This window comes from Halomicrobium zhouii (assembly GCF_900114435.1).
In the GTDB taxonomy this organism is placed as follows: Archaea; Halobacteriota; Halobacteria; order Halobacteriales; family Haloarculaceae; genus Halomicrobium; species Halomicrobium zhouii.
Genome location: NZ_FOZK01000001.1, coordinates 1,223,816 through 1,249,089, shown reverse-complemented (window position 1 = coordinate 1,249,089; position 25,274 = coordinate 1,223,816). Strand labels below are relative to the sequence as shown.

Genomic DNA, 25,274 nt, shown 5'->3' with positions numbered 1-25,274 from the left:
GAAACGTAATGTTCGAAAACGTCGGTACCCTCCTGACGAATCCCGGCCGGTTCTTCGACGGCCGCGCGGACGACCCGTCACTCAAAGAACCCACGCTCGTGGTGTTGAGCATCGTCGTCATCTCTGCCATCAGCGGCGCCGTCACGATTTACCAGTTTATGCAGATGGTACCTGAAAACGTCCAACTCTTCCTCCTGATCGGAGGTATCGTTGGCATCGTTATCGGTTCCGTCGGCCCGTTTATCACGTGGTTACTGTACGCAGTCGCCTTCCAGATCATCTCCTACTTCTTCGGTGGTGAGGGCGAATTCCGTGATACATTCGCACTCACTGGCTGGGGGTTCGTCCCTCGCATCTTCGGCGCCATCCTCTCGCTCGTGGCGACCGTCTACGTTATTCAGACTCTCCAGGTATCCGGTGATCCGGCAGCGTTCCAGACTTTCAACAGTCGGCTCACACAACAGACCTTCTACCAATTGGCAACCGGAGTCGGTATCCTGTTCTCGCTGTGGAGCGCGTATATCTGGATACCCGCCGTCCAGCGCGCACGTAACGTCACGCGAAATCAGGCCATCGTCACTGTCGCAATTCCGGTCCTATTCGGTATCCTCCTGACCGTAGGTAGTCTCGCGATCACCGGTGGCCTCTAGAGCGACCCCAAAGCCGCCTCCGCCATCGCTTCGGTCAGGTAGACTTCTATCCACGCCGCGACGACGATGCCGACCGCGGCGACCAGAAAGAGAACCGCTATCTCGAACAGTTCCTGTCTCGTGATCACGCCGTCGTCGACTCCCCTGAGGTAGTTCACCAGTCGGTGGGTGACGCGGAAGGTCGTGCCGGCGACGAGGAAGAAGGCGCCCAGTTCGAGCCACCCGTGGGGAGCGATGAGAGCGACGGCTTCGAGTAGCGCTCCGTCTGCGGCGGCTCCGGCGACGACGAGTCCGATGATGAACCCGTTGAACAGCAGGACGGCCCCGGATATCGCGCCGAACGAGACGAACCCGAGCGTCAGGATGACGAGCACCCGGAGGTTGTTCAGCGCGACGAACCCGAACGTTATCTCGTCGGGAAACATCGGACTCAGTCCCTCCGAAACGTCCTGGAGGCCGCTCAGGTCCGTTACGGCCATCGCGACGGCGCCGAGGACGCCACCGAGCGCGAAGACAAGCAACGCTGCCAGAAAGTACCGGCCGAACCACCGGCGGAACTGCGCTTCCGCGAACCGACGGCCGGGGTCGAACGAACGCACCCTGCGAGCGAGGCTCATGTCCGGACACTCCGCTCACGAGCACTTAATCGTTGGCGGACACGCCCCGGAATTTAGGGACGAAGGAGTGCTGGGTTACGGGTCGCAATTTCGCTCCGGACGGCCCGAAATCGGTCGCCCAGCCGACTCAGAACTGTTCTTCCGCTTCGACCGCTTCGCGAACCTGCTCGAAGGCGTCGGTCACCACGGCGATGCCGAGAACCTGGAATATCGTTGCGAGGACCACGCCGAGGAGCGAGACGAGCGACTGCGGACTCCCCAGGGTCGAACCAGTCGTCGCGGCCATGCTGCCATCGAGCACGAAGAACGTGAGGAGGAATGGCACGCCGGCGGCGACGAGAAAACTGGAGAACCCGAGGCCAAACAGGATACCCGCGATGGGAATTGGGTCTTCCATGAACAGTTCGAAACTCCGACTCAGCGTGCCGGCCCACCCCTGGTCTTCGAGGGCGATGACCTGCCGCAGGAAGACGAACACCAGCATGAGGCCCCAGGCGATGATCGCACCGAGCAGCGGAATCACCGACACAACCTCGATGAGACCGGCTATCGCACCACCGAGGACCAAGGCCTTCAGCGCCGCGGGGCCGAACCCATCCGCGACGTCGTCGACCGGAATTGCCTCTCTCGAATCACTCGCGAACAGTCGGATCGCGATGAGACGGACGAGTTCACCCACTAGAAGGAGTGCGAACGCCAGCGCCAGGATGACCGGAATCGAGAGGTCGAGCGCGAAGGGGAAGCTCGTCCCCGCCTGCGCCATCACCGCCTGCTGTTGCGGTCCGCCGCCCATAATCTGGCCGAACAGCCACTCCATGACGTGCCGGCTGATCGACTGACCCACGATCAGGTTCGCGAGCGCCACGGCGAGCAACAGCAGGCCGACGACGATGCCACGCGCGCTGAACACCCCCTGCAACCCGTTCCGGAAACTCTCCCCGACGTCCACAGACATGTCTACTGGGGCGCAGGAAAACCTAATAAGAATGTGGGTTCGTCGTCAGGTAAAGGCCGGGTCCTGTCCGTCGTCAGGGTCGAATCGTGTCCGCCTCAGGGCCGGGTCCTATTCGTCCTCAGGGCCAGTCGTCGCGCTGCTCTTCCTCGGGCAGCGCGTCGGGCGACTCGGACTCGCCCAGTTGCCAGTCGGCCGCCTCGGCGGCGTCCTCGACGGCGAGGTACTCCCAGCCGGCCTCCTCGGCGAGGTCGGCGTCGGCGTCCTCGGTGCCGACGAGGACGTGGCGGTCGGTGTCGAACTGGGCCATCACGTTGGCGAGGCTCTCCTCGCGGCTCCGCGGGCCGGAGAAGAAGTCCTGCCGGATGCGGTGTTTCCGGCAGAAGTTCGTCACGACGTAGGTCGGCTGTTCGGAGATGACGCCCACGTACTCGGACCACTGGCGGGCGTCGGTGAACACCTCGTCGGGGTGGGCCAGTTCCTTCAGCGCCGCCAGCTCGAACGCGAGTGTCATGTCGCCACTGCCGCCGTTCATACGCGGAACTGCGCCGTCACCGGAAAAAAGACCGTCGGTCCGCTACCGCTGGTTCCGCTGTGCGTCCTCGAGTTCGTTCGCGTGTTCGTTCGCCCGCTGGAGTTCACGCACCGCCTCGCCGTCGCTCTGGCCGTGCGAGTAGTTGACCGACGCGTCGAGCAGCGAGAACGCGCTCGGGTCGGACCTGGCGTCCTCGCCGTCCCGGTCGCCGCGCCACCCGCGTCCCCACGCTCGGAGTCGGGCCCACGCAGTTCTGATCACAGAGAAACGTTCGTATTCGACGACAAAAGCTTCTGGGGGTCGTCCGCCTACTCGGCCGTCGCGGGGGCGTCTTCGAGGAGCTTGTCCATGTCGACGTCCTGCTCGGTGAGCAGGTCCTTCTTGTCGCCGATCTGGTGTTCCTCGCGGATGAGCTTCTTGAACTTGGACTGCTGGGAGAGGTCGCCGATGAGCACGCCGCCGATGAGTTTGCCGTCCTTGAACGTGAGGCGACGCCACTCGCGCTCGCCGTACTTCGCCTCGGCCTCCTCGTCGCCGAGCGTCGGGTGGCCGAACGAGAGGAAGGGGAAGTCGAAGTGCGTGATGGAGTAGGTGGAGACCCAGCGGAACGCCTCCTCCTCGGTGTCGTCGTCGACGTCGGCGACCATGTTGTTCCCGGCGATGGAGCCCTGCTCCTTGGCCGAGCCCCAGGCGCCGTTCTGGGCGCGCTCGTCGAGGATGGTGTCCCAGAACTGCGTGATGTCGCCCGCCGCGTAGACGTCCTCGTCGTTGGTCCGCATGTACTCGTCGACGACGACGCCGTTGTCGGTCTCGATGCCGCTACCGCGCAGGAACTCGGTGTTGAAGTGTAGACCGATGGCGACGCCGGCGAAGTCGCCCTCGTAGCGCTCGCCGTTGGGGTCGATCGCAGCGACGATCTGGTCGTCGTCGTCCGTCTCGAAGTGGTCGACGCCGGAGTCGAACTGGGGTGTGACGCCCTTCTCGCGCATGGCGTCGTGGAGGATCTCGGCGCCGTCGAGCGAGAGCGCGTAGCGCCACCAGCGGTTGCCGCGCATCAGGAAGTTCGCCTCGATGTCCTGGGCGCCGCAGATGGCCGCCAGGTCGATGCCCAGCAGGCCGGCGCCGACGATGATACCCTTGTCGGCCTCTTCGGCGTGTTCCCGGATGGCGCGTGCGTCCTGGAACGTCCAGAAGTGGTGGAGGCCGTCGGCGTCGGAGTTGTCGACGGGCAACTGTGCGGGCGTGCCGCCGGTCGCGATCAGCAGTTTGTCGTACTCGTACACGTCGCCGCTGTGGGTGCGTATCTCGTGGGCGTCGGTGTCGACGTCGGTGACGTGCGTGTTGAGTTCGAGACCGATGTCACGCTCGTCGTACCAGTCGGGTTCGTGGATGGAAATCGGCGCTTCGGGCAGTTTGCCCTTGGCGAACTCCTTGATGAGAATACGATTGTAGAGAGTTTCACCCTCGTCGGTGATGACCGTGACGTCGGCGTCCGGGTCAGCTTCCCGGATCGTTTCGGCCGCGGACGACCCCGCAATGCCATCACCGATTATCACGTGCGACGTGCTCATGACCGGACGATTAGATACCGGGCTTAATGTGGATTGCTATCTCCGTCGAATTTGCGAGGCAGCGCCACGGTCGGCCGCCGACGGGTATCGGGAGGTTGAAGGACGTCGCGGGCGAACACCCGCCGATGAAACTCCGCCAGAACGTCCGTCACTGGGCGTCGAAACAGGCGCTGACGTTACCGGTCGTCGGCGACCGGATGTCCGACTGGCTGGTGGACAAACACACCGAGATCTTTCTCGCGCGGGCCGACGACGCCCACACCGAGGAACGCCGCGAGCATCTGGACGAGTTCTTCGAGGTGACGATGGACGTCTACGTCACCGCGCTGGAGGCCGGCTTCGAGGAGGCCCAGGCCCGCGAAATCACGCACGTGCTCGCGAACTTCGACTTCTACAACCACGGCTGGACGGAGATGATGGAGTTCCCCGTCGACGAACTCGACGTCCACTACCGGCGCTACGCGGACTTCTTCGAGGCCCACGGCATCACCATCGACGCGCCGATGGGCGAGTTTCGCCCGCCCGAGGGCATCGCCGAGGCCCCCTCGACCCCCGAGAAACTCGACGAGCCCGAACACCCCTACGCCGAGGGCGGGTTCGCCGACGACGTGTACGTGGAGACCGGCGACGGCGAACTGGTGGTCGGCGGCGGCCAGGAGCCCGACGACGTCGACCCGAGCGACGCGCCCGGCGTCCGCGACGACGGGAACTGAGTTCCGTTCCTCGCTTCCACGAATCGAGTCAGTCTAGTCGGCGGCCTCGATGCCGTCCGGCTCCGGCCAGCAGATAGGTTCTCGCTGTCGCCACTCGTGGTCGATGTCGCGCATGAGCAACGCGCAGTCGAACTCGACGCCTGAGAACCGGCCGTCGTCCTCGAAGTACCTCGACGCGACGCGCTCGACGGCCATCGGCGTCACCGACCACTCGAAGGTCGCCAGTTCGATGCCGTCGTACTCCTCCTCCGCCGCGCTCGGGGAGTAGCCCAGCGAACCGCGCTGGAAGAACTCGGAGGCTTCGTCGACGGAGCCAAACACCGAATCTCCGGGTAGTACGTCGGTCACCGACCCGGCGACGTGGACGCGGGCCGCCCCGTCGTCGCTCTCCATCGTCACCTCGTAGCGGTCGTCGCGCTCGTCGACGGTGAAGGTCGCGCGGTGGTGCTCGCTACTGAACACGCGCCCGCCGAAGAGCGTCGTTAGCGCCGAGGAGGTGTCCCGCCGAGGGACGTAGACGCCCGTCTTCGTCTCCCCGTCCTCGTCGTCCCACTCGACCGCGATTCGGTGGGCGGCGTTCTCGGACTTCGTCCCGACGTACGCCGGGAACCCGCGCGGCCGGACGTCCGTCAGCCGGATCAGGCAGATGCCGCCGACGCCGTAGCCGCCGACCGTCATCGGGCGGAACGGCTCGGGCAACGCCGCCTGGAGTTCCGCCGGATCGACGCGGAAGTTGACGAGGATGCGGCGGTCGATGACACCCCGCACTACGGGGAGACTGAACATACCAGTTAGTTACGGGTCATCGGGCTTAACGTGTACGGCGGGTGCCACGTCGTTCCACCTGCTCCTGGCAGTGAGTTATTGCTCGGGGGCAGGCGCCGTCCTGGTCCCCTGCTGGGCGATCCGATCTGCAACTTCGTAGCCCGCGACGACGCCGCCGTTGAGGCTGCGTTCGGGGTACTGGGCCTCGGAGGCCATCCCCGCGTAGTAGACGCCGTCGGCCACCTCCTCGGAGAGGTCGTAGGGGACGACCATGTCGAGGTAGCCCATCTCGTAGATGGGCGCCGTCCGGGGATTCCGGGCCGTCTCGATCCAGTTCACCGACTCGCGGTCGAAGTCGGGGAACAGGTCCTCGATGCCCGAGAGCCACGTCTCCTCGACGCCGTCGTCGTCGGCCTGCCACAGCGGGTCGTCCATCGACTGGACGTAGCTGACGGCGTACAGCAGGTGTTCGCCGCCGTAGCGCTCGGGCTCGACGAAGTTGGTGTGCTCGATGAGCGCGCCGAAGGGCGCCTCGTCGGCGACGTTGAGCCAGTAGGTGTCGGTGAGCGACTCGTCCATGCTGATGACCGAACAGACCGTACCCTGGAAGTCGATGTCGCAGGGGTAGCCCGTCAGCGATTCGAGGACGGTGGGCATCGCCGCGACGACGACGCCGTCGACGGCGTGGTCCTCGGTGCCGTCGGCGGTTTCGACCGTCATCGACTCGACGGCCCCGCCGCCGACGTCGAGGTCCTGTACGCGTGCGCCCGTGGTGACGTTCTCCCGGCCGACGTCCTCGACGAGCGCGTCGAGGAGGGTGCCGAAGCCGCCGTCGAGGTACCCGAGAATCTCGCCCTTCAGGATGTCGCGCTCGCCGCGGAACTTGATCCGTCCGAGCAGCCACGCGGCGCTGACGTCTTCCTTGCGCTCGCCGAACTTGGCGTCCAGCAACGGTTCGAAGAACGTCCGGTAGACGTTCTCCGTCGTGTGTTCCTTCGCGAACTCGAGGGCCGAGACGTCCTCGAAGTCCTCCAGGCGCTCGTAGGTGTCGAACTTCGGGACGCCGCCGCGGACGTCGACGTCGAGGGTGAGCATGCCGAGGCGAAACTTGTCGTAGAGGCTCCAGTGCGGAAAGGCCAGAATCTCCCAGGGGGCGTCCATCGAGTGGACCGTGCCATCGACGTAGTAGGCGTTCTTCCCGATGCGCCACTCGACGTCCTCGCCCAGCCCAAGGTCCTCGGCCAGGTCGACGATGGTCTGTTCGGACTTCGAGAGGTGGTGGTAGAACTTCTCGATCGGGTCCCCGGCCGTCTCGTAGACGGCGGCGAGCCCGCCGACCTGGTCGCTCGCCTCGAACACCTGCACGTCGAGCCCGTGACTCTGGAGCCTGCGAGCGGCCGCGAGTCCGGCGATTCCGCCGCCGACGACGCCTATCATGTCAGTCAGTTCGACGGGGCTGTGCAAACCGTTTGGGTTTGCGACCGGCGGCGGAAGTCGAGCCCTGGGACGGCGTGGCCGGACGACCACAGTGGTAAATACGGCCGCGCCCAACCTCCGCGAGTGATAGTCGTCGGGACCGCGGACTTCGAACTCTACCACGGGGTCGTCGCCGAGCTACGCGACCGCGGCGTCGAGTTCACGACGATAGAACCCGGCGACGACCTCCCCGAAGGCGCGACGGTCCTCGTCACGGCCGAGGACGAGGAGTGGGCGCCCGAGGGCGTTGACGTCGTCCGTGCGCCCCCCGACGATCCGAGACGGGCCGTCGAGGAGGTCGTCGCCATCCTCCGCGGGAACGAGGGGCGCACCGTGGTCGGTATCGACCCCGGCGAACGCCCGGGCATCGCCGTCCTCGCCGGCGACACGGTCGTCGCCGCGTTCCAGGTGCCAGCGGCCGAGGCGGCCGCGGAAGTCCGCCGCGAGGTCGAGGACGCCGTCGATCCAGTGGTTCGGATCGGCGACGGCGCGCGACTCGTCGGGACCCGGATAATCGACGCCCTGGCGGACGTCCCCGTGGAACTGGTCGACGAGACCGGGACGACGCCGTATCTCGGGACTGGGGCGAGGGGAATGGGCGACGTGCTCGCCGCGGTCAACATCGCCCGCATGGAGGGCGAGGCAATAGAGACCCGGGACGTGACGCCCACCGCCGGCGAACTCCAGCGGATCAAGGACCGCTCGCGGGAGGCCAGCGAGACGAACCGCGCCATCGACGAGGAACTCGCCCGGAAGGTCGCCGTCGGCGAGTTGAGCATGGACGAGGCGCTGGCCGAACACCTGGGCGACGGGGATGAAGCGGCAGACGGGTGAGCCGCCGCAGCTCGGTTCGCGGGCGATGACCCCGAAGACATTTATTTCGATCGCGTCTCGGAGAATGCATGATCGGTGTGATCCGGGCGACGGTCGGGCAGGCTCTAGAGAGCCGCGGCGTCGACGCGTCGGAACTGGCGGCGACGCTCCGGTACGGAGTTCGGCGGAAGTTCCTGGCCCTCTACGCCGTCGTCTACCTCGGGCTGTTGATCGCAGACTGGAACGTGCTCTGGTCTTTCAGGGTCATTCTCTACGCTACGCCAGAGCCGTTCTTCCGAACGGTGCTCGGCCTGTCCGACTTCCTCACGTCGCTGGTCGGCTACGGTATCGCCGCGGCCGGCGTGGTCGGCGTCCTGAAGACCGTTCTCGAAGACACGGTCGGCGAGGCGGGTCGCGGGCAATCGGAGTCGAATCGCTGACCGTCGCGGCTACTCCCCTTTCAGGTCGCGGACGACGTCCTCGGCGCGCCGGAGGACGTCCCGGACGGCCATCCCCGTCTCGTCGGCGACCGCCGCGGCGTCGTCGTACTCCGCACTCACGTCGAACACCACTCCCTCGTCGTCGCTGGCTATCTTCACGTCGACCGGGTGAGTCTCCCCGTCGACGCTGATGGCGACGGTCTCTATCTCGCGGTGGGCCATCCACCGGTGGCCGGCGCCGTGTTCGCGGACCCCGAGCGTCCCCGTCTCCTCGGCGAGTCGGCGGGCGACGCGCTGGGCGTCCTCGGGCTTGCAGATGACCTTCACGAGGTGGCCAGGACGGGCCTTCTTCATCGTCGCGGGGAGGATCGAGACGTCTCGCGCGCCTACGGACGCGAGCGAGCGCTGGAGGTCGCCCAGCACCTCCGGGGCGACGTCGTCGACGTTCGTCTCCAGGACGGTGATCTCGTCGCGGACGAGCGGCCCGTCGGACTCGCCGACCAGCGCCCGGAGGACGTTCGGGCGGTCCGCGAAGGCGTACCCACCGGCGCCGTATCCCGACGCCTGGACCGCCATCGAGGGGAGCTCCGCGACTCCTTCGGCGAAGTGAGCGAGGATAGCGGCGCCAGTGGGCGTCAGGAGTTCCGCCTCGACTGGTCCACCGCGGAGCGACCAGTCGGCCTGTTCAGCGATTTCGATTACCGCGGGTGCAGGGATGGGATACGTGCCGTGGCTCATCTCGACCTCCCCGCTGCCGGCCGACAGCGGCGTCGTCACGACGCGGTCGACGGCGAGGTCGTCGACGAGGAGACAGGCGCCGACGACGTCCGCGATGGCGTCATCCGCACCGACCTCGTGGAAGTGCGTCTCCTCGAGGTCGGTCCCGTGGACGGCCGCCTCCGCGGTTCCGAGGATCTCGAAGATCGCCAGCGCGTCCGCGGTGACGTCGTCGGGGAGGCCCATCCCCTCGACGAGTTCGACGACCTCACGGTAACTCCGGTGAGGGCCGTGGCCCTCCGCGTGCGTGTGGTCTGTATCTCCGTGGTGATGGGAATCGGCGTCGTGCGAGTGGTCGGCTTCGACGTGCGAGTGGCCGTCAGCGTGGTGGTGTTCGTCGGCGTGGTGATGGTCGTCGTGCGAGTGGTCCTCGTTCGAGTGATCGTGGTCGGGGGCCTCGTCGCTCTCGCCGGCCTCGTCGTCGACGAGTACGTCGACCGTCGTCGCTCCGATCCCGTTTCGCGTGGCTGCTCCCACCTCGTAGCGGACGTCGATGGTGGCCTCGACGGGGTCGAGGACGGCGTCGTCTGCACCCGCCGCGACCAGCGCGGCGAGCACCATGTCCCCGCTCGCGCCCATCCGCCCGTCGAAGGCCAGCGTTCTCATTACCGGAGAGTTGGTACCCGATTACTCAAAAACTTCCGGACCGGCGACGATGGCGTGTCAGGAGCAGCGAGAGTACGGCAGCGATCACCGCAAACAACCAGAAAGCCCCGGCCCGCTACGCTCCCGCGGCTCGCTGTCGTCCGAGAATCGAAGATTCTCGTGATGACGAAAGACGGCGCGCCGTCTTTCGAACCACGCGCGCTCACTCCGTTCGCGTGCTTCCTTCGCCGGGGTTCGCGTACCGGACCGCCCCTTTCATTCCCACCCACCTCGCTCGTCGCGGACGAGCTAGTCCGTTCCCAGGTCAGATTGCAGAAACTGAGTTCGGCTGGGTCCGACGCTACGTTCGCCGGACGACGTGAACGTCGAACTCGTCCCCGTCGCCGTCGATGGGGACGACGACCTGGCCGTCGTCGGCCGTACCGACGAAGACAACGGTGGCGTCGACGTCCAGCGCGGTCTGGCGCACCTCGTCGGAGAGGCCGCCGGCGGGGGAGTAGGCGCTCTCGTTCTCGAAGTGGACCTCGGCGTCGTCGGTCGCCTCCTCGATCTTGCGCCGGAGGTCGCTGGCGACGGTGTCGGTCGCGAAGTTCTCTGCGGGGTCGACCCAGCGGCGACGTTCGGCGTAGTCGTCGCCGGTCGGAACGTAACTCACGGCGACGACGTCGCTGTCGACCGCCGCGCCGTAGGTGACCGCACGGTCGAGGGCTGCGTGTGCGCGCGCGGAGCCGTCGAACGGGACGAGAAAGACCATAGAACTGGTATTTTCGCCCAGGTATATCAACCCGACGACGACGTCTGCGAAGGACACCGAACGGGCCGAAACTGAGCCATGGTAACTACTCGCATAAGTACCTGCCGACACGCGTTCCCGCCGCCGGTAGCAAAAAACCTATCTCCGGCCACCACCGACTCATGAACATCCCCGCAGACTGATTACCCATGAACGAGGTTCAACTAGAGGTTGCGAAGGCGTACCCGAACGATTCGGGACGTGGTATCGCGCGCCTCGACCCCGACACGCTCTTGCATCTCAAGCTCTCGCCGGGCGACATCATCGAGATCGAGGGCAGTGACACGACCGCGGCGAAGGTGTGGCGCGCGGACAGACAGGACTGGAACACGGACACCGTCCGCATCGACGGGTTCACGCGCCAGAACGCCGACGTCGGTATCGGCGAGCGCGTCGAGATCCGCAAGGCCGAGGCCGAGAAGGCAGACACGCTGGTGCTCGCGCCGCCGGAGGAGGCGAGCGTCCAGTTCGGCTCCGACGCGGCCGGCATGGTCAAGCGACAGATCCTGAAGCGGCCGGTCGTCGAGCGCGACATCGTCCCCGTGATGTCCTCGACGAACCACCCCTTCATGCGCTCGCCGGGCCAGGCCATCCCGCTGATCGCCGTCGAGACCGAACCGGAGGGCGTCGTCCTCATCACCGAGGACACCGACGTCGAGCTCCGCGAGGAGCCCATCTCCGGCTTCGAGAAGACCGGCGGCGGTATCACCTACGAGGACATCGGCGGCCTGCAAAACGAGATCCAGCGAGTCCGCGAGATGGTCGAGCTGCCGATGAAACACCCCCAGATCTTCAAGAAGCTGGGGATCGAGCCGCCACAGGGCGTCCTCCTGCACGGCCCGCCCGGTACGGGGAAGACGCTGCTCGCGAAGGCGGTGGCCAACGAGACCAGCGCCTCCTTTTTCTCTATCGCCGGCCCGGAGATCATCTCGAAGTACTACGGTGAGTCCGAACAGCAACTGCGCGAGATATTCGAGGACGCGAGCGAGGAGTCACCCTCTATCATCTTCATCGACGAACTCGACTCCATCGCGCCCAAGCGCGAGGACGTCACTGGCGAGGTCGAACGCCGGGTCGTCGCCCAGCTGCTGACGATGATGGACGGCCTCGAGAGCAGGGGCCAGGTCATCGTCATCGCCGCGACCAACCGCGTCGACTCCGTCGACCCAGCGCTCCGTCGCCCGGGTCGCTTCGACCGCGAGATCGAGATCGGCGTCCCGGACGAGGTGGGTCGCGAGGAGATCCTCCAGATCCACACGCGCGGCATGCCGCTGTCGGACGACGTCGCCCTCTCGAACCTGGCGACCGAGACCCACGGCTTCGTCGGCGCCGACATCGAGTCCCTGACGAAGGAGGCCGCGATGAAGGCGCTGCGCCGGTACCTCCCCGAGATCGACCTGGACGAGGAGGACATCCCGCCGAGCCTCATCGACCGGATGATCATCAAGCGCGAGGACTTCCGCGGCGCGCTCAACGAGGTGAGCCCGAGCGCCATGCGCGAGGTGCTCGTCGAACTCCCGAAGATATCCTGGGACGACGTCGGCGGCCTCGACGACGCCAAGAGCCAGGTCCAGGAGGCCGTCGAGTGGCCGATGAACAGCCCCGAGAAGTTCGAACGCATGGGCGTGACCCCGCCGTCGGGCGTCCTGCTGTACGGCCCACCGGGCACCGGGAAGACGCTGATGGCAAAGGCCGTCGCCAACGAGACCGACGCCAACTTCATCAGCGTCCGCGGTCCGCAGCTGCTGTCGAAGTGGGTCGGTGAATCGGAGAAGGCCATCCGGCAGACCTTCCGGAAGGCCCGGCAGGTCGCCCCGACGGTGATCTTCTTCGACGAGCTCGACTCGCTGGCCCCCGGCCGGGGTGGCGACGTCGGCTCGAACGTCTCCGAGCGGGTCGTCAACCAGCTCCTGACCGAACTCGACGGGCTCGAGGACATGGAGGACGTCATGGTCATCGGCGCGACCAACCGCCCGGACATGATCGACCCCGCACTCATCCGCTCGGGCCGGTTCGACCGCCTCGTGATGATCGGCGAGCCCAACACGGAGGGGCGCGAACAGATCCTCAAGATCCACACGGACGACACCCCGCTGTCGCCGGACGTCAGCCTCCGCGAACTCGCGGAGATGACTGGCGGCTACGTCGGCTCCGACCTGGAGTCCATCGGCCGCGAGGCCGCCATCGAGGCGCTCCGCGAGGACGACGACGCCGAAGCCGTCGACATGAAACACTTCCGCGCGGCGATGGAGAACGTCCGGCCGACCATCACCGAGGAGATCCGCGACTACTACGAGCAGATGCGCGAGGAGTTCAAGGGCGGCGGGCCCGAGCCGACCACGCAGGCCGGCGGCGGCCGCATCGGCTTCCAGTAACGCGACCCGCTTCGTTTCGGTCGGCGTTTCCGTTCCAGTTTGCTTCGCCTCGACTGTGATTGCTAGTGTTCTGGTCAGCAGCGAGCCTGTCGAACCCGCAGGTAGAAGGCGGCAGGTCCCCTACGAATGTTCGATCCCGTCCCCGTAGCCGGGACAGCTGTCCGTCGCCGGAACAGCTGTGAACCGGCCAACGACCGTCCTCCCTATGACCGACGCAAACACGATCGACGTACTCTGTGACGGCGACTGTGCCACCCACGCGGAGACGATGTGGAACGCTCTCGCCAGGCAAGCCGAGAACACCGAAAATATTCGGATGAAGGAGGAAGAGTACAGCTCTCCGGAGAGCTGGAACCGCTTCCGCTGGAACCGATTCCACCGGGCCAAACTACGCCCGTTCGGCCCGAATCGCGACTCCGGAGCGAAACCCGTTCCCGACCTCCCGCACGTCGAGATTCGGTACGACCCCCAGCCGTTCAGCGACGCCCTCGCCGCTCGCGACGAGTCGGCGCTCGCAGCGAGCGCGGTCGACCTCCTCGAACTGGTGGAGGGCGCCTACAGCGGCGGTCCGAGCCAGCCGAAGTTCGTCTACGGCGTGAGCGAACCCCACTATTCGCGTCTCGTCGAGAACGACGTCCCGCCACCGGTGTCGCCCGAGAGCCTCGCCGCGGACCGCATCGAGTACGCGTGCTGGCTGATGGGCTTTCCGCCAGCCCTCGTCGAGACGTACGGTCGCGAGACGCTCCTCTCAGCGCCGGCCTGGCAGACGACGGAACTCCCCGACGGCGGCGTCGTCGTCCTGGCCACCGAGAACCCCACGAACGTCTGCAAGCCGGAGACCCGGGCCATCGACCAGCACCTCGGCCTGGACCCGCCGCCGGAGACCGAGGAGTGCGACTACTGAGAGGCGGCGAGCCTCAGAGCGTGATCATCCCTTTCACCGTCTCGGGATCGCTGGCCCGCTCGAAGGCCTCGCGTACGTCACCGAGCGGCGACTCGAAGTCGACGAACCCCTCGACGTCGACGGCGTCGTCGGCGAGCAGCTCGATGGCTGCCGGGTAGGTGTTCGCGTAGCGGTAGGACCCGAGCACGTCGAGTTCGCTGTCGATGAGGTCCAGGACGTCCAGCGGGACGTCCGCCTCGGCGGCGAGGCCGACCAGCACCACGGTGCCGCCGCGGCGAGCGACGTCGACGGTCGACGCGATGGCGGGTTTCGCGCCCGAGGCCTCGATGACCACGTCTGCGCCGTCACCCGAGTGCTCCCGGACGGCGGCTGCCAGGTCGGACTCTGTCGGGTCGACGGCCAGGTCGGCGCCGCGCTCGCGGGCCAGTTCCCGCTTCTTCGCGACGGGGTCGGCGACGACGACGTCCGACGCACCGACGGCGCGGGCTACCTCCATCATGACGAGGCCGATGGGGCCGGCGCCGGTGATACAGACGGTGTCGCCGGGACCGACGTCGCCCCGGCGGCAGGCGTGGACACCGACGCTGAGCGGTTCACAGAGCGCGCCCTCGCGGAGTGAGACGGTCTCCGGAAGCTCGTAGGCGAAGTCCGCCGGCCAGGCGACGTACTCGGCGAACGCCCCGTCGATGGGGGGCGTCCCCATGAACGTCACGTCCGGGCAGAGGTGGTACTCGCCGCGCTTGCAGTGGGCACAGCGGCGACACGGGACGCCGGGTTCGATGGCGATGCGGTCGCCCGCTTCCAGGTCGTCGACGGCGTCGCCAACGGCTTCGACCTCGCCGGCGCTCTCGTGGCCGAGCACCAGCGGCTCCTCGACGACCTTGTCGCCGATGTGGCCGTGTTCGTAGTAGTGGACGTCCGAGCCGCAGATGCCGACTTCGCGCATCCGGATCAGCACCTCGTCGGCGGCCGGCGTCGGCTCATCGCGCTCTTCGACGGCGAACTCGCCGGGTTCGGTGAGGACGGCGACTTGCATGTGTCGGGGCAAGCGGGCAAGGAGCAAATGTCTGTGGGGGTCCGACTACGGGGCGAAACGACCAAGTGACAACCGTCTGAACGACGAGCTATGCGGCTGATGACCGAGTCCGATGGGGAACGACGGTTGCGGTTCCGGTATAACGTTCTCCTGACTGTACTCGTCCTCGTCGCGCCAGTGGCGATGCCCCTGGACGTCGGCGCGGTCGACTGGTTCTGGGTCGTCTCCGGGGCCGTTCTCAACGGCGTCGCCGTTGGCCCGTTCGCACGGACGGCGACCGCCGACCGCATCAACGATCTGGCCGGCGAACCTGGGAGCCTCCGAAAGGTAATCGCCATCGTGGTGATGGCGGTCGGCATCTGGTCGGCTATCGCCGTGTTACAGCCGAGTGCCGTGGCGCTCGGTAGTTTCGTCGTCGGCGGGATGGCCGCCCTGCTCGTCGTCGAAACGGGCAGAAAAATCCGCTCGTAAGTCTAAGCGACGAGCGGCTACAGCTCGCCCAGCTTCCGGAGCAGCTGGCCGCGGTACTCCTCGTCGGCCTGGATCCCCTTGCGTTCGAGCACGTTGCGTTCGAGCTTGTCGAGAGCGACGTTGAACGCCGTGTCGGCGCCGTAGCCCTCGCCGGAGCCGGCGGCCTGGCCCTTGTTGGTTCGCAGGCGGATCTGACACTGGATCAGGGGCGTGCCGCGGAGTCGTTCCTTGTGCTGCTGGAACCGGACGTGGGCGTGCTGGACCTGCATCTCCTGGTACTTGTCGACGACCTCCTCGATGCTCTCGCGGACGTCGCCGCGTTCAAGCGTGCCCAGCAGGGAGACGTTGGTTATCTGGACGTCCATGTGTTCCTCTTCCGTGAACGTGAGCGCGCGCAGGACGTCCGTCTTGGTGACGATGCCGGCGATGGTCCGGTCGTCACCGTCGGGCGTGACGACCAGGCCGGCGTAGTCGTTGTCGAGCATCCGCTCGACGGCGTCGCGGACGGAGTCGTCCATGGCAGCGGTGGCGACGGGGCTGTTCATCACGTCGTAGACCGGGAGGTCGAGGACGCGGTCGACCTCGCCGGCGCGGTCGCCACGCGTGGCCTTGGTCATGTCCCGGACGACCACGTCGACGATGTCGTGGGTCGTCACCATCCCGGAGAGGTGGCCGTCGACGTCGACGACGGGCACCCGGGAGATGCCGTGTTCGCGCAGGCTGTTGATCGCCTGCCCGACGTGGGTGTCCTCGGTCACCGTCACGACGTTCTCGGTGTAGATGTCCGCGACGGTGAGCGCGTCGAGGTTGTCGAGGACGGCCTCGAGGATGGCGTCACCGGTGACGATTCCCCAGAGTTTGTCGCCTTCGAACACGGGGGCGATCTTCGACCCGCCCTCGACGAGGACCCGTGCGACCTCCCGGACGTCGTCGGTCCGTTCGACCCTGGGCGCCGAGCGCATCATCGCCCCAGCCTTCGCGTCGTCTTCCACGTGGGACTGGACGAACTGCTTTTGCGTGATGATGCCGGCGTACTCACCACCCTCGGTCACGACGATCCCCTTGGGGTTCTCCCGCTCGAAGATAGAGCGAACCTTGCCGAGGCGTTTGTCGGCGTCGATAGCGACGAAGTCACTGGTGGCGATGTCGGCTATATTCATCGTACTTCTCAAGTAGTTCGTTTGACGTGGGAGGTAATCAAGGTTGGTCTGATTCTCACCACTGGCCCATCGACCCATCCCTTTCGGTCGAACACACCTGATGAGCGACTGTACTCGAGGCCGCGGGCCAGTCACTAAACCCCTGACGACCGTAGCTGAACTGTGATCCCCGATATCACCGTCCTGGGACCGTACACGTACCTCGCGACGGAGGTGGCGTGGGGCACCATCGCCATCGCGCTCCTGTGGTACGCCGGCGCGTTCCGCGCGGCCGCGCGCACCATCGCGGTCCTGTATCCCTTCGCGTTCGTCTGGGACTGGTACACGCTCGAGGTGGGCGTGTTCGCCATCCCGATGCGAACCGGCGTCGAACTGCTCGGGATCCCCATCGAGGAGCACATCTTCATGGTCGTCGTGCCCGCGATGGTCGTCGGCGTCCACGAATCGCTCCGTTCGTTCGAGGAGGACGGCCACTGACGGACGGCGGGCCGAGTCGCGGTGCGACTAGCGACTGGGTAAACATCTCACAGACCTGCCAACTCTGCTTGCCATTGTTATGCAAACGGTGGCGAGCGACGAACGCTGTCAGCATCGATCCGAGCGCGTATCACGCCCTCTTCGGGCGGTTACTAGGTGTTTATATCTATCAATACACACGTAAGATCACCGACGCAAGGTATTTGTGTTGGCGAAGTGATTTTGACAACGAGGTGAACCGATCCATGTCCGCCACCCCTCACATCGAACTGTACGTCCGCTCGCTCCTCCCCACCGGCGCCCACGAGCGCCAGGAGGCGGTCGTCGATCAGCTGCAACGGCTCGACCGAGAAGACCAGATCGGCGACTTCTCGGTCATCGTCTGGGGCAAACAGGTCGCTCGCGACTCCGCCGCCGCCCACACCGAGGAAGGCCGGTACATTCTGAACCGGGTCGCCGAGTTCAAGCAGTGGGCACTCTCGAACAACGTCTCGCTCGAATCGTTCTACCAGACGAGCACCGTGGACAACGAAGTCACCGAGGACGCCTACACCGCCATCACGCTCCCCGTCATGGGTCTGGCAGAGTACAAGAACGGGGAGCTCCAGCACGTCGCCCCCTGTACGAAGGGCGACGTCGTGCACACGATTATGGATCGGCTCGAACGCCTGGAGCACGGCGAACCGTCCGCACTCGAACAGGAGCGGCGGACCGCGAGCGTGGTCTGAAAGCGGCTGAAGAAGCGATTTTCTGGACCGGACGTGCTTCGATTCGAAGCCGTGGCGATGCGCTCACTTTTCGAACGATATCCGGCTGAGACGTCACAGACCAGCCCCTAATTGGTCAGTGAGTTGAAAATATGGGTTTGGGCAGATTTGAACCGGAGCCAGACGTGCTCACTCCGTTGCGCGCGTCTGGCAGGGCTCAAATCTGCGTAAACCATTCGCTCCTCACCTACGTTCGTCGCAAAATGGGTTTGGGCAGATTTGAACTGCCGGCCTCCTCCATGTCAAGGAGGTGTCATAACCAGCCTAGACCACAAACCCTCGCTGGCTTCCTCTGCACTCATTCGTAAATCAGGGGTATAATTGAAGGTTTCGAAATCGCGGTTCCGTATGGCAGTGTTGACGATGCACACGACCAGACCTCGTGACACTACTATTTCGCGGTATTGGCGAACCCAACGAGAGCCAAATACAGACGAAATGCTGTAGCACCAGCATCCGCCGATCGAAAGGAGGCGGTTCACCGCGAACGAACGGAGTGAGTGAGCGGCCTTTTTCATCGACGTTTTTGCCGCGAGAGGTTCGCGGCTCCGCCGCGAACCCGAGCGGGAAAAAGGTCGGTCGATAGCCTTAAGCCGATGTACTGATTCGTACATTACAACACGAAAGCGTCCATTGGTGACACACAATGCAGGACTACATCGAACGCGTGACCGAGGGAGAGGACCTGACGCAGGACGAGGCGCGAGCGGCCGCGACGGCGGTCTTCGAGGACGCCACGGAGGCCCAGATAGGGGCGCTCCTCGCGGCACTCCGGGCCAAGGGCGAGACCGAGACCGAGATCGCCGGCTTCGCCGAGGGGATGCGCGGTGCCGCGCGGACCATCGAACCGGACCGGACGCCGCTGGTCGACACCTGCGGCACTGGCGGTGACGACTACAACACGATCAACGTCTCGACGACGAGCACGTTCGTCGCCGCGGGCGCGGGCGTGCCCATCGCCAAGCACGGCAACTATTCGGTCTCCTCGTCGTCGGGGAGCGCCGACGTTCTGGAGGAAGTGGGCGTGAACGTCGAGGCCGAACCGCCCGCCGTCGAGGCGGCTATCGAGGACGACGGCATCGGGTTCATGCTCGCGCCGGTGTTCCACCCCGCGATGAAGGCCGTCATCGGCCCCCGCAAGGAACTGGGGATGCGGACCATCTTCAACATCCTCGGACCGCTGACGAACCCCGCCGGTGCCGACGCGCAGGTGCTCGGGGTGTACGACGACGAACTGGTCCCGCTGATCGCCAGCGCGCTCGCACACATGGACGTGGAGCGCGCGCTGGTGGTCCACGGAGCGGGTCTGGACGAGATCACGATCCACGACGAGACAACCGTCGCCGAGGTCACGGGGTCGTCCATCGAGGAGTACACGATCGACCCCGAGGACATCGGCCTCCAGCAACACGACATCGAGGCGGTCGCGGGCGGCCAGCCCTCGGAGAACGCCGCCGACATGCGCGGCATCGTCGAGGGGTCGGTCGACGGCGCCAAGCGCGACGTCATCCTCGCCAACGCCGGCGCGGCTATCTACGTCTCCGGCGAAGCGTCCTCCCACCGTGAAGGCGTCGAGATGGCCGAGCAAGCCATCGAATCTGGCGGCGCGGCCGACAAGCTCGACGACCTCCGGAGTGCGAGGGTATGACGCGGGTGAAGGTCTGCGGCGTCACGTCGCCTGGGGACAGGGACGCGGTCGTCGCCGCCGGTGCGGACGCGGTCGGCGTGATCTCCGGCGTCTCCGTCGAGACCCCCCGAGAGGTCGACCAGCAGACGGCAGTCGAACTCGTCGCCGGCGTCCCGCCGCTCGCGACGAGCGTCCTCGTCACGATGCCCGAGGCCGTCCAGGAGGCGGTCCGCCGCGTCGACGCCGTCCGGCCCGACGTCGTCCAGGTCCACGCCGGACTCGACCCCCAGGAACTCGGCGCACTCGGCCACCGGGTCGACGCGAAGGTGATCGCCGCCGTCGACGCCGTGCAGTCCGACGTCGAACAGTTCGCCGACGCGGCGGACGCCCTGCTCGTCGATTCGGTCGACGCCGAGGGCGCCGGCGGGACCGGCGAGACCCACGACTGGGACCGGACGCGCGAACTCGTCGCCGACCTCGACGTCCCGGTGATCCTCGCCGGCGGCCTCACGCCCGACAACGTCGCCGAGGCCATCGAGACTGTCGCGCCCTTCGCCGTCGACGTCGCGTCGGGGGTTGAGCGGGCGCGAAGCGGCCGCGATGCTCGTCGTGGCGCGAAGCAGAACGACGGCGTCGAATCCGAAGGCGGCCTCAAGGACCACGACGCCGTCGAACAGTTCGTCTCGCGAGCGAAAGCGGCGGGTACCGGTGGTCCCGGTGCGGAGGTGTCGACGTGACCCTCGACGTCTCCCGCGAGGAGTTCGTCGACCTGGCTGCGGAGGGGGACGGACCGACGGTCGTCCGCGCGGTCGCCGACCTCGACGTGGCCGTCGAACCGCTGGCGGCCTACGCCGCGCTCACCGGCCGGACGTCGGACGCCGAGGGTGCCGGCGACAGCGACTACGCCTTCCTGCTGGAGAGTGCCGAGAAGGTCGCCTCCAGCGACCCCGACGGTGCCTTCGCCGCGACGACGGACGACCGGCACGCCCGCTACTCCTTCGTCGGCTACGACCCGGACGCCGTCGTCACGGTGGACGCCGACGACACTGCCGTCGAAACCCTCGACGACCGACTGGACGGACTGGTCACGACCAACGGCGGCGACGTGCTCGACGACCTGCGGGCCACCATGCCCGACGTCGACCTGCGCGGGTTCCCCGACCACGACCGCCAGCTGCTCGACGGCGGCCTCGTCGGCTTCCTCGCCTACGATGCCGTCTACGACCTCTGGCTCGAGGAGGTCGGCGTCGAGCGACCGGACTCCCGGTTCCCCGACGCCCAGTTCGTCCTGAGCACGGCGACGCTCCGGTTCGACCACGCCGAGGATTCGGTGTCGCTGGTGTTCACGCCCGTCCTCAGTGACCGTGCGGACGGTCACGATGGTGACGGGGCCGGCGAACGCTACGACGAACTTGTCGCCGAGGCCGAGCGCGTCGAGGCGGCCCTGAGGACCGCCGACGACCTGGAGACCGGCGGTTTCGTCAGAGAACGCGAGGACGCCGGACCTCGCGACGAGTACGAGGCCGCGGTCGAGAAAGCCAAGGAGTCGGTGCTCTCCGGCGACATCTACCAGGGCGTCATCTCTCGCAAGCGCGAGCTGTACGGCGAGATGGACCCCATCGGACTGTACGAATCGCTCCGCGAGATCAACCCCTCGCCGTACATGTACCTGCTCGACTTCGACGGCCTGAGCGTCGTCGGCGCGAGCCCCGAGACGCTCGTCTCCGTCGCGGGCGACCTGATCACCTCGAACCCCATCGCGGGCACGTGCTCGCGCGGGACCAGTCCCGTCGAGGACCGACGGCTCGCCGGCGAGATGCTCGCCGACGACAAGGAGCGGGCCGAGCACACGATGCTGGTCGACCTGGCGCGCAACGACGTGCGTCGCGTCGGCGAACCCGGCTCCGTCCGCGTCGAGGAGTTCATGAACGTCCTCAAGTACAGCCACGTCCAGCACATCGAGTCCACGGTGACGGGGACACTGGCCGAGGACTATGATGCGTTCGACGCAGTGCGGGGGACCTTCCCCGCCGGCACGCTCTCGGGCGCGCCGAAGATCCGCGCGATGGAGATCATCGACGACCTGGAACGCGAGCCGCGGGGCCTGTACGGCGGCGGCGTCGGCTACGTTTCCTGGACCGGCGACACCGACTTCGCCATCGTGATCCGGTCGGCGACGATAGAAGAGACGGGAGACGGGCAGCAACGAACCACCGTCCAGGCCGGGGCCGGCATCGTCGCCGACTCGGTGCCGGCGAGCGAGTACGAGGAGACCGAGAAGAAGATGGGCGGCGTCCTCGACGCCGTCGAGGCCATCGAGTCGGAACCGGCCGGGAGCGGGGCCGACGAGACAGACGTCGACGCCGCCGCTGGTACCGGTACCGGCGCCGGGGAGGTGACGCGATGAGCGCCGCCGACGCGGCGGCCGGCGAGACCGACGGGAAGCGCGTCCTCTTCGTCGACAACTTCGACTCGTTCACCTACAACCTCGTCGAGTACACGTCCGAACACGCCGAGACCGAGGTGCTGAAGAACACGGCATCGCTCGACGAGATCCGGGCGGTCGACCCGGACGCGATAATCATCTCGCCCGGACCGGGCCACCCGAAGAACGACCGGGACGTCGGCGTGACGATGGACGTCCTCCGCGAGGTCAGTCCCGAGGTGCCGACGCTCGGCGTCTGTCTCGGCCTCGAAGCCGCGGTCCACGAGTACGGCGGAACCGTCGGACGGGCCCCGGAACCCATCCACGGCAAGGCGTTCCCCGTCGACCACGACGGCCGCGGCGTCTTCGCCGGCCTCGACCAGGGGTTCCAGGGCGGGCGCTACCACTCGCTCGTCGCCACGGCGGTGCCCGACTGCTTCGAGGTGACGGCGACGACCGAGGCCGAAACTGACGACGGTGACACGGTCGAACTCGTGATGGGAATCCGCCACCGCGAGTACCCAATCGAAGCGGTGCAGTTCCACCCCGAGTCAGTCCTGACCGCCGTCGGCCACGACGTCATCCGGAACTTCCTGGACGGCGTTTCGAAGACGCCGAATTGAGCTGAGCGACCGACGAGAGACGGAAACGCACTTCGACGGCCAGGTCAGACGAGTTCCTCAGATCGAGGAAAACGTCCACTTCTGGTTGTCGCCGCCGTGCCACGCCCACTGGATGACGTCGGCACCGTCTGCGGTCGACCCGTCGTCGACGTCGGCGACCTTGCCGCTGTTGACGTTCGCCAGTCGGTAGGTCCCGTCGCCGTTGTCGACGACGTCCCAGTGCTGGTTCGAACCGCCGTCGTAGCCCCACTGGACGACGGTGTCGCCGTCGGCGGTGCCGCCACCCTCGACGGCGAGCGCTTTGCCGCTGTTGACGTTCAGGAAGTGGTAGGAGCCATCGGCGTTTCGGACGGCCTCCCACTGCTGGTTCTCGCCGCCGTTGTCCGCCCACTGAATCACGTCGTCACCGTCGGCGGTCCCGTTCTGGTAGACGTCCAGTAGCTTCCCGCTGTTGACGTTCTCGATGATGTACGTTCCCTCGTCGATGGGACCGTCCCCGCCGCCACCGCCGCTGGACACGCGGGCGTCGGCCCAGTCGGTGTGGTCGTAGTCGATGCCGTCGCTGTTCGAAACGGGCGTCGTGATCAGTTTGAGCGTGTTCACTCCCGAGACGCTCACGTCGACGGACTCGGTCGCCGAACTCGGCGTCACGTCCGGGCTCTCGTATAGCTTGCTACCGTCACCCCAGACCTCGAAGCGGGCGCTCGCCGACTCGCCGTCTACTTCGTCGTCGATGCCGACGTCGGCCTGGAAGCGGTCGTAGCCGCCGCCGAGGCTGTAGACGACCTGGGAGTGGGCGTGCGTGCCCAGCCCTTTGCTGTACGTCGTCCCGTTCAGCGTGATCGGGTTCCCGTCGACGGAAGCGTCGCGTTGGACGTCGTTCCAGCCGTTGTACGCGGCCATCCAGTGCCAGTCGCTGAGGTACTCCGTCGGGCGAGTGTCAGCGCCCCCGGAGTTGACGGTGACGCGGAACAGCGCGAGACCGTGTGCCGGAACGCTCGCACTGATGCCTCCCGACGAGATGCTCTCGGTGTGCGCATGAAGGTCGCGGACGACGTAGTCGGTCGCGCTCGGGAGGCCCACCTCGGCGGCCATCGTCGAGATGGTGGCCGACGAACTCCCCCGGTTGAACAGCCCGACGGCGACCTCGTTGTCGACGAGCGGCTTCGCCCAGACCTCTCGGTCGCCGTCGTCGCGGACCTTGCGGCCCTGAACCCCGGCAGGGTCCTGGTCGACGTCGACGACCTCCTGGTTCGTCAGGACGTCCACCGTCGACTGGGACATGTTCCGGAGGTCGTTGCCGGCGATGAGCGGCGCGGCCATGAGACACCACATGCCGAAGTGGGCGCGCGACTCGGTCTCGCTGAGGCCGGGGTTGCCGACTTCGAGCATGTCGGGGTCGTTCCAGTGGCCCCAGTTCGCGTACCGGTGCATGTCCTCGCAGTCCTGGAAGTCGACGATGTCCGTGACGCCCATGAAGAAGTTGTTGTCACAGGCGCTCTTGCCCTCGTCCCAGGAGTCGGTGATGTCCGCCGTCGTCCGCCAGAGGTTCGCCCCGTGGCGCCAGGCCCACGTCCACTCGGCGCCCTCCTGTCCCCAGGAACACTGGCTGTAGACGATGTCCCGACCGGACTGGTCGAGCGCGTCCGACATCCGCAAGAAGCGCTCCCAGGCGCTCTGACCGCCGTGGCCCCCGCAGTTGTCGTACTTCAGGTAATCGATCCCCCACCTTGCGAACGTGTTCGCGTCGTTGTACTCGTTGTTGAGACAGCCGGGAGCCGAGTACTGGTTGTTCTCGGAGGCGCAGGGCTCCGTCCCCGCGGACTCGTAGAGCCCGATCTCGAGCCCCTGATCGTGGACGTACTCGGCCAGCGCCGCCATTCCGCTCGGGAACCGGGTCGTATTCGCCACTAGATCCCCGTTGCTATCGCGCGTGTGGGCCATCCAGCAGTCGTCCAGGTTGACGTACTCGTAGCCCGCCGCGGCCATTCCGCTGGTCACCATCGCGTCCGCGGTGTCCCGGATCAACCCCTCGTCGATGTCACAGCCGAACGTGTTCCAGCTGTTCCACCCCATCGGGGGGGTTTGCGAGAGCCCCTGGTCGTGGGCGGCGCTCGCCGACCCCGCCGCACCGCCGAGGCCCAGCGCCGAAAACGCCCCCGCAGCGGCGACCGACCGGAGGACGTCGCGCCGTCCGACGTCGGGGTCGTCCTCGGAGTCCGGTTGCGTCGTCGCCGATCTGTCGTCGGGGCCGTCGTCAGTCGTCGCTCGCTCGGCCGTCGATTGCTCTGCGATGCCTCCCTCCGCGTGTGAATTGGGTGTCATCTGTATCACATCCGCTGCCACGGCCGTTTGCGAGCGCGAGTGTGCAGCCGATAGACGCCGCTCGACGGCGTCGAACGGCCATCTCGAAGGATCCGAGTACAGTCCCCTGCTCGTATCCCTCCGCTCACCCGTCGGCGGTGGCGATCGAAGCGGTGTACCCGGTCGTCCCGGACTACCAACCGTCGCTGTCGCGTCTCCGAGCCGACCCTAACCGAACGACGTCGCTCGCGTGGCAGACGATCAATAATAACATATGTCCAACAGTAAAACTTTCCGGTGGTTTCGGGCAACAAACGGCCAGCGCTCTGCAGCCGGGTCTCTGAGTCGATAGCCGTCGGTTCGAACCGCCGTCGACGACGACCTCGCCGCTGGTGAC

General features: G+C 66.5%; 25 protein-coding genes and 1 tRNA gene. 13 read left to right on the top strand and 13 right to left on the bottom strand.

Features of this window, described 5'->3' with window-relative positions:
• The first annotated feature begins 8 nt into the window (after nucleotides 1-8).
• On the top strand, nucleotides 9-650 hold the full coding sequence (locus BM337_RS05735) for a Yip1 family protein (RefSeq protein ID WP_177227197.1): 642 nt from the start codon (nucleotides 9-11) through the stop codon (nucleotides 648-650).
• Here the strand turns inward: BM337_RS05735 and BM337_RS05730 are convergent.
• The 5 genes from BM337_RS05730 to BM337_RS05710 all read right to left on the bottom strand — a co-directional run bounded on the left by BM337_RS05730 (nucleotide 647) and on the right by BM337_RS05710 (nucleotide 4,325).
• Nucleotides 647-1,267 carry a stage II sporulation protein M gene (locus BM337_RS05730; RefSeq protein ID WP_089814769.1) on the bottom strand — a complete coding sequence of 207 codons (621 nt, stop codon included), beginning with the start codon at nucleotides 1,265-1,267 and terminating at the stop codon, nucleotides 647-649. The two genes, BM337_RS05735 and BM337_RS05730, sit on opposite strands and share 4 nt — an antisense overlap.
• 127 nt (nucleotides 1,268-1,394) lie before the next feature.
• A complete protein-coding gene (locus tag BM337_RS05725) occupies nucleotides 1,395-2,222 on the bottom strand; it encodes a hypothetical protein (protein ID WP_089814767.1) in 828 nt (275 codons plus the stop codon).
• A 118-nt stretch (nucleotides 2,223-2,340) separates the two neighbouring features.
• A complete protein-coding gene (locus tag BM337_RS05720; protein WP_089814765.1) occupies nucleotides 2,341-2,754 on the bottom strand; it encodes a DUF7124 domain-containing protein in 414 nt (137 codons plus the stop codon).
• 42 nt (nucleotides 2,755-2,796) lie between these two features.
• Nucleotides 2,797-3,015, bottom strand: a complete 219-nt coding sequence (locus tag BM337_RS05715; protein WP_089814763.1) for a hypothetical protein — start codon at nucleotides 3,013-3,015, stop codon at nucleotides 2,797-2,799.
• Between the two features lie 47 nt (nucleotides 3,016-3,062).
• Nucleotides 3,063-4,325: an NAD(P)/FAD-dependent oxidoreductase gene (locus tag BM337_RS05710; RefSeq protein ID WP_089814761.1), complete on the bottom strand. Its 1,263-nt coding sequence runs from the start codon at nucleotides 4,323-4,325 to the stop codon at nucleotides 3,063-3,065.
• 125 nt (nucleotides 4,326-4,450) lie between these two features.
• Here BM337_RS05710 and BM337_RS05705 point away from each other — a divergent pair, with 125 nt between their 5' ends.
• Nucleotides 4,451-5,038 (top strand): DUF6149 family protein, encoded by a 588-nt coding sequence (locus BM337_RS05705; RefSeq protein WP_089814758.1) that lies wholly within the window; start codon nucleotides 4,451-4,453, stop codon nucleotides 5,036-5,038.
• 33 nt (nucleotides 5,039-5,071) lie between these two features.
• On the opposite strand, the gene BM337_RS05700 is transcribed toward BM337_RS05705, so the two are convergent.
• Both BM337_RS05700 and BM337_RS05695 read right to left on the bottom strand, forming a co-directional pair.
• A complete protein-coding gene (locus BM337_RS05700) occupies nucleotides 5,072-5,824 on the bottom strand; it encodes a DUF2071 domain-containing protein (protein ID WP_089814756.1) in 753 nt (250 codons plus the stop codon).
• A 75-nt stretch (nucleotides 5,825-5,899) separates the two neighbouring features.
• On the bottom strand, nucleotides 5,900-7,240 hold the full coding sequence (locus BM337_RS05695) for an NAD(P)/FAD-dependent oxidoreductase (RefSeq protein WP_089814753.1): 1,341 nt from the start codon (nucleotides 7,238-7,240) through the stop codon (nucleotides 5,900-5,902).
• 123 nt (nucleotides 7,241-7,363) lie between these two features.
• Between BM337_RS05695 and BM337_RS05690 the strand changes: the two genes are divergently transcribed.
• Complete coding sequence (locus BM337_RS05690) at nucleotides 7,364-8,113, top strand: hypothetical protein (protein WP_089814751.1); 750 nt, start codon at nucleotides 7,364-7,366, stop codon at nucleotides 8,111-8,113.
• A gap of 68 nt (nucleotides 8,114-8,181) precedes the next feature.
• Nucleotides 8,182-8,532 carry a hypothetical protein gene (locus tag BM337_RS05685; RefSeq protein WP_089814750.1) on the top strand — a complete coding sequence of 117 codons (351 nt, stop codon included), beginning with the start codon at nucleotides 8,182-8,184 and terminating at the stop codon, nucleotides 8,530-8,532.
• A gap of 9 nt (nucleotides 8,533-8,541) precedes the next feature.
• Here BM337_RS05685 and larC read toward each other — a convergent pair whose 3' ends face one another.
• Complete coding sequence (gene larC, locus BM337_RS05680; RefSeq protein WP_089814748.1) at nucleotides 8,542-9,915, bottom strand: nickel pincer cofactor biosynthesis protein LarC; 1,374 nt, start codon at nucleotides 9,913-9,915, stop codon at nucleotides 8,542-8,544.
• Between the two features lie 340 nt (nucleotides 9,916-10,255).
• A complete protein-coding gene (locus tag BM337_RS05675) occupies nucleotides 10,256-10,669 on the bottom strand; it encodes a universal stress protein (protein WP_089814746.1) in 414 nt (137 codons plus the stop codon).
• Between the two features lie 188 nt (nucleotides 10,670-10,857).
• Between BM337_RS05675 and BM337_RS05670 the strand changes: the two genes are divergently transcribed.
• Together BM337_RS05670 and BM337_RS05665 are read left to right on the top strand one after the other, a co-directional pair.
• Nucleotides 10,858-13,083 carry a CDC48 family AAA ATPase gene (locus tag BM337_RS05670; protein ID WP_089814744.1) on the top strand — a complete coding sequence of 742 codons (2,226 nt, stop codon included), beginning with the start codon at nucleotides 10,858-10,860 and terminating at the stop codon, nucleotides 13,081-13,083.
• A 205-nt stretch (nucleotides 13,084-13,288) separates the two neighbouring features.
• Nucleotides 13,289-13,987: a hypothetical protein gene (locus tag BM337_RS05665; protein WP_089814742.1), complete on the top strand. Its 699-nt coding sequence runs from the start codon at nucleotides 13,289-13,291 to the stop codon at nucleotides 13,985-13,987.
• Nucleotides 13,988-14,000: 13 nt separating this feature from the next.
• On the opposite strand, the gene BM337_RS05660 is transcribed toward BM337_RS05665, so the two are convergent.
• Nucleotides 14,001-15,023 (bottom strand): NAD(P)-dependent alcohol dehydrogenase, encoded by a 1,023-nt coding sequence (locus BM337_RS05660; RefSeq protein WP_089814740.1) that lies wholly within the window; start codon nucleotides 15,021-15,023, stop codon nucleotides 14,001-14,003.
• Between the two features lie 99 nt (nucleotides 15,024-15,122).
• On the opposite strand from BM337_RS05660, the gene BM337_RS05655 reads away from it, so the two are divergent.
• A complete protein-coding gene (locus tag BM337_RS05655; protein WP_089814738.1) occupies nucleotides 15,123-15,494 on the top strand; it encodes a hypothetical protein in 372 nt (123 codons plus the stop codon).
• 17 nt (nucleotides 15,495-15,511) lie between these two features.
• Here BM337_RS05655 and BM337_RS05650 read toward each other — a convergent pair whose 3' ends face one another.
• Nucleotides 15,512-16,654, bottom strand: a complete 1,143-nt coding sequence (locus BM337_RS05650) for a CBS domain-containing protein (protein WP_089814736.1) — start codon at nucleotides 16,652-16,654, stop codon at nucleotides 15,512-15,514.
• Between the two features lie 162 nt (nucleotides 16,655-16,816).
• Between BM337_RS05650 and BM337_RS05645 the strand changes: the two genes are divergently transcribed.
• Entirely contained in the window at nucleotides 16,817-17,131 is a 315-nt protein-coding gene (locus BM337_RS05645; protein ID WP_089814734.1) for a lycopene cyclase domain-containing protein, read from the top strand.
• A gap of 245 nt (nucleotides 17,132-17,376) precedes the next feature.
• On the top strand, nucleotides 17,377-17,859 hold the full coding sequence (locus BM337_RS05640; RefSeq protein WP_089814733.1) for an HTH domain-containing protein: 483 nt from the start codon (nucleotides 17,377-17,379) through the stop codon (nucleotides 17,857-17,859).
• A 243-nt stretch (nucleotides 17,860-18,102) separates the two neighbouring features.
• Here BM337_RS05640 and BM337_RS05635 read toward each other — a convergent pair.
• Nucleotides 18,103-18,177 (bottom strand) — tRNA-Val (locus BM337_RS05635).
• Between the two features lie 367 nt (nucleotides 18,178-18,544).
• Here BM337_RS05635 and trpD point away from each other — a divergent pair.
• From trpD to trpG, 4 genes are read left to right on the top strand one after another with little or no spacing between them, the layout of a single operon-like run.
• Nucleotides 18,545-19,546: an anthranilate phosphoribosyltransferase gene (gene trpD, locus BM337_RS05630; protein WP_089814731.1), complete on the top strand. Its 1,002-nt coding sequence runs from the start codon at nucleotides 18,545-18,547 to the stop codon at nucleotides 19,544-19,546.
• The gene (locus BM337_RS05625) at nucleotides 19,543-20,262 is read left to right on the top strand and encodes a phosphoribosylanthranilate isomerase (protein ID WP_089814729.1); all 720 of its coding nucleotides are present in this window, start codon (nucleotides 19,543-19,545) and stop codon (nucleotides 20,260-20,262) included. The genes trpD and BM337_RS05625 overlap by 4 nt, the downstream gene beginning before the upstream one ends.
• Nucleotides 20,259-21,932, top strand: a complete 1,674-nt coding sequence (trpE, locus tag BM337_RS05620) for an anthranilate synthase component I (protein ID WP_089814727.1) — start codon at nucleotides 20,259-20,261, stop codon at nucleotides 21,930-21,932. The genes BM337_RS05625 and trpE overlap by 4 nt, the downstream gene beginning before the upstream one ends.
• The gene (gene trpG / locus BM337_RS05615) at nucleotides 21,929-22,573 is read left to right on the top strand and encodes an anthranilate synthase component II (RefSeq protein WP_089814725.1); all 645 of its coding nucleotides are present in this window, start codon (nucleotides 21,929-21,931) and stop codon (nucleotides 22,571-22,573) included. Before trpE ends, trpG begins: the two co-directional genes overlap by 4 nt.
• A gap of 57 nt (nucleotides 22,574-22,630) precedes the next feature.
• Here the strand turns inward: trpG and BM337_RS05610 are convergent, their stop codons facing one another.
• Entirely contained in the window at nucleotides 22,631-24,898 is a 2,268-nt protein-coding gene (locus BM337_RS05610) for an NPCBM/NEW2 domain-containing protein (RefSeq protein ID WP_089814723.1), read from the bottom strand.
• Nucleotides 24,899-25,274 lie beyond the last annotated feature (376 nt).

What these genes read in the sequence shown, in the direction of transcription:
- BM337_RS05735 (WP_177227197.1), top strand. Translation starts at nt 9, where the DNA reads ATGTTCGAAAACGTCGGTACCCTCCTGACGAATCCCGGCCGGTTCTTC.
- BM337_RS05730 (WP_089814769.1), bottom strand. Translation starts at nt 1,267, where the DNA reads ATGAGCCTCGCTCGCAGGGTGCGTTCGTTCGACCCCGGCCGTCGGTTC.
- BM337_RS05725 (WP_089814767.1), bottom strand. Translation starts at nt 2,222, where the DNA reads ATGTCTGTGGACGTCGGGGAGAGTTTCCGGAACGGGTTGCAGGGGGTG.
- BM337_RS05720 (WP_089814765.1), bottom strand. Translation starts at nt 2,754, where the DNA reads ATGAACGGCGGCAGTGGCGACATGACACTCGCGTTCGAGCTGGCGGCG.
- BM337_RS05710 (WP_089814761.1), bottom strand. Translation starts at nt 4,325, where the DNA reads ATGAGCACGTCGCACGTGATAATCGGTGATGGCATTGCGGGGTCGTCC.
- BM337_RS05705 (WP_089814758.1), top strand. Translation starts at nt 4,451, where the DNA reads ATGAAACTCCGCCAGAACGTCCGTCACTGGGCGTCGAAACAGGCGCTG.
- BM337_RS05700 (WP_089814756.1), bottom strand. Translation starts at nt 5,824, where the DNA reads ATGTTCAGTCTCCCCGTAGTGCGGGGTGTCATCGACCGCCGCATCCTC.
- BM337_RS05695 (WP_089814753.1), bottom strand. Translation starts at nt 7,240, where the DNA reads ATGATAGGCGTCGTCGGCGGCGGAATCGCCGGACTCGCGGCCGCTCGC.
- BM337_RS05685 (WP_089814750.1), top strand. Translation starts at nt 8,182, where the DNA reads ATGATCGGTGTGATCCGGGCGACGGTCGGGCAGGCTCTAGAGAGCCGC.
- larC (WP_089814748.1), bottom strand. Translation starts at nt 9,915, where the DNA reads ATGAGAACGCTGGCCTTCGACGGGCGGATGGGCGCGAGCGGGGACATG.
- BM337_RS05675 (WP_089814746.1), bottom strand. Translation starts at nt 10,669, where the DNA reads ATGGTCTTTCTCGTCCCGTTCGACGGCTCCGCGCGCGCACACGCAGCC.
- BM337_RS05670 (WP_089814744.1), top strand. Translation starts at nt 10,858, where the DNA reads ATGAACGAGGTTCAACTAGAGGTTGCGAAGGCGTACCCGAACGATTCG.
- BM337_RS05665 (WP_089814742.1), top strand. Translation starts at nt 13,289, where the DNA reads ATGACCGACGCAAACACGATCGACGTACTCTGTGACGGCGACTGTGCC.
- BM337_RS05660 (WP_089814740.1), bottom strand. Translation starts at nt 15,023, where the DNA reads ATGCAAGTCGCCGTCCTCACCGAACCCGGCGAGTTCGCCGTCGAAGAG.
- BM337_RS05655 (WP_089814738.1), top strand. Translation starts at nt 15,123, where the DNA reads ATGACCGAGTCCGATGGGGAACGACGGTTGCGGTTCCGGTATAACGTT.
- BM337_RS05650 (WP_089814736.1), bottom strand. Translation starts at nt 16,654, where the DNA reads ATGAATATAGCCGACATCGCCACCAGTGACTTCGTCGCTATCGACGCC.
- BM337_RS05640 (WP_089814733.1), top strand. Translation starts at nt 17,377, where the DNA reads ATGTCCGCCACCCCTCACATCGAACTGTACGTCCGCTCGCTCCTCCCC.
- trpD (WP_089814731.1), top strand. Translation starts at nt 18,545, where the DNA reads ATGCAGGACTACATCGAACGCGTGACCGAGGGAGAGGACCTGACGCAG.
- BM337_RS05625 (WP_089814729.1), top strand. Translation starts at nt 19,543, where the DNA reads ATGACGCGGGTGAAGGTCTGCGGCGTCACGTCGCCTGGGGACAGGGAC.
- trpG (WP_089814725.1), top strand. Translation starts at nt 21,929, where the DNA reads ATGAGCGCCGCCGACGCGGCGGCCGGCGAGACCGACGGGAAGCGCGTC.
- BM337_RS05610 (WP_089814723.1), bottom strand. Translation starts at nt 24,898, where the DNA reads ATGACACCCAATTCACACGCGGAGGGAGGCATCGCAGAGCAATCGACG.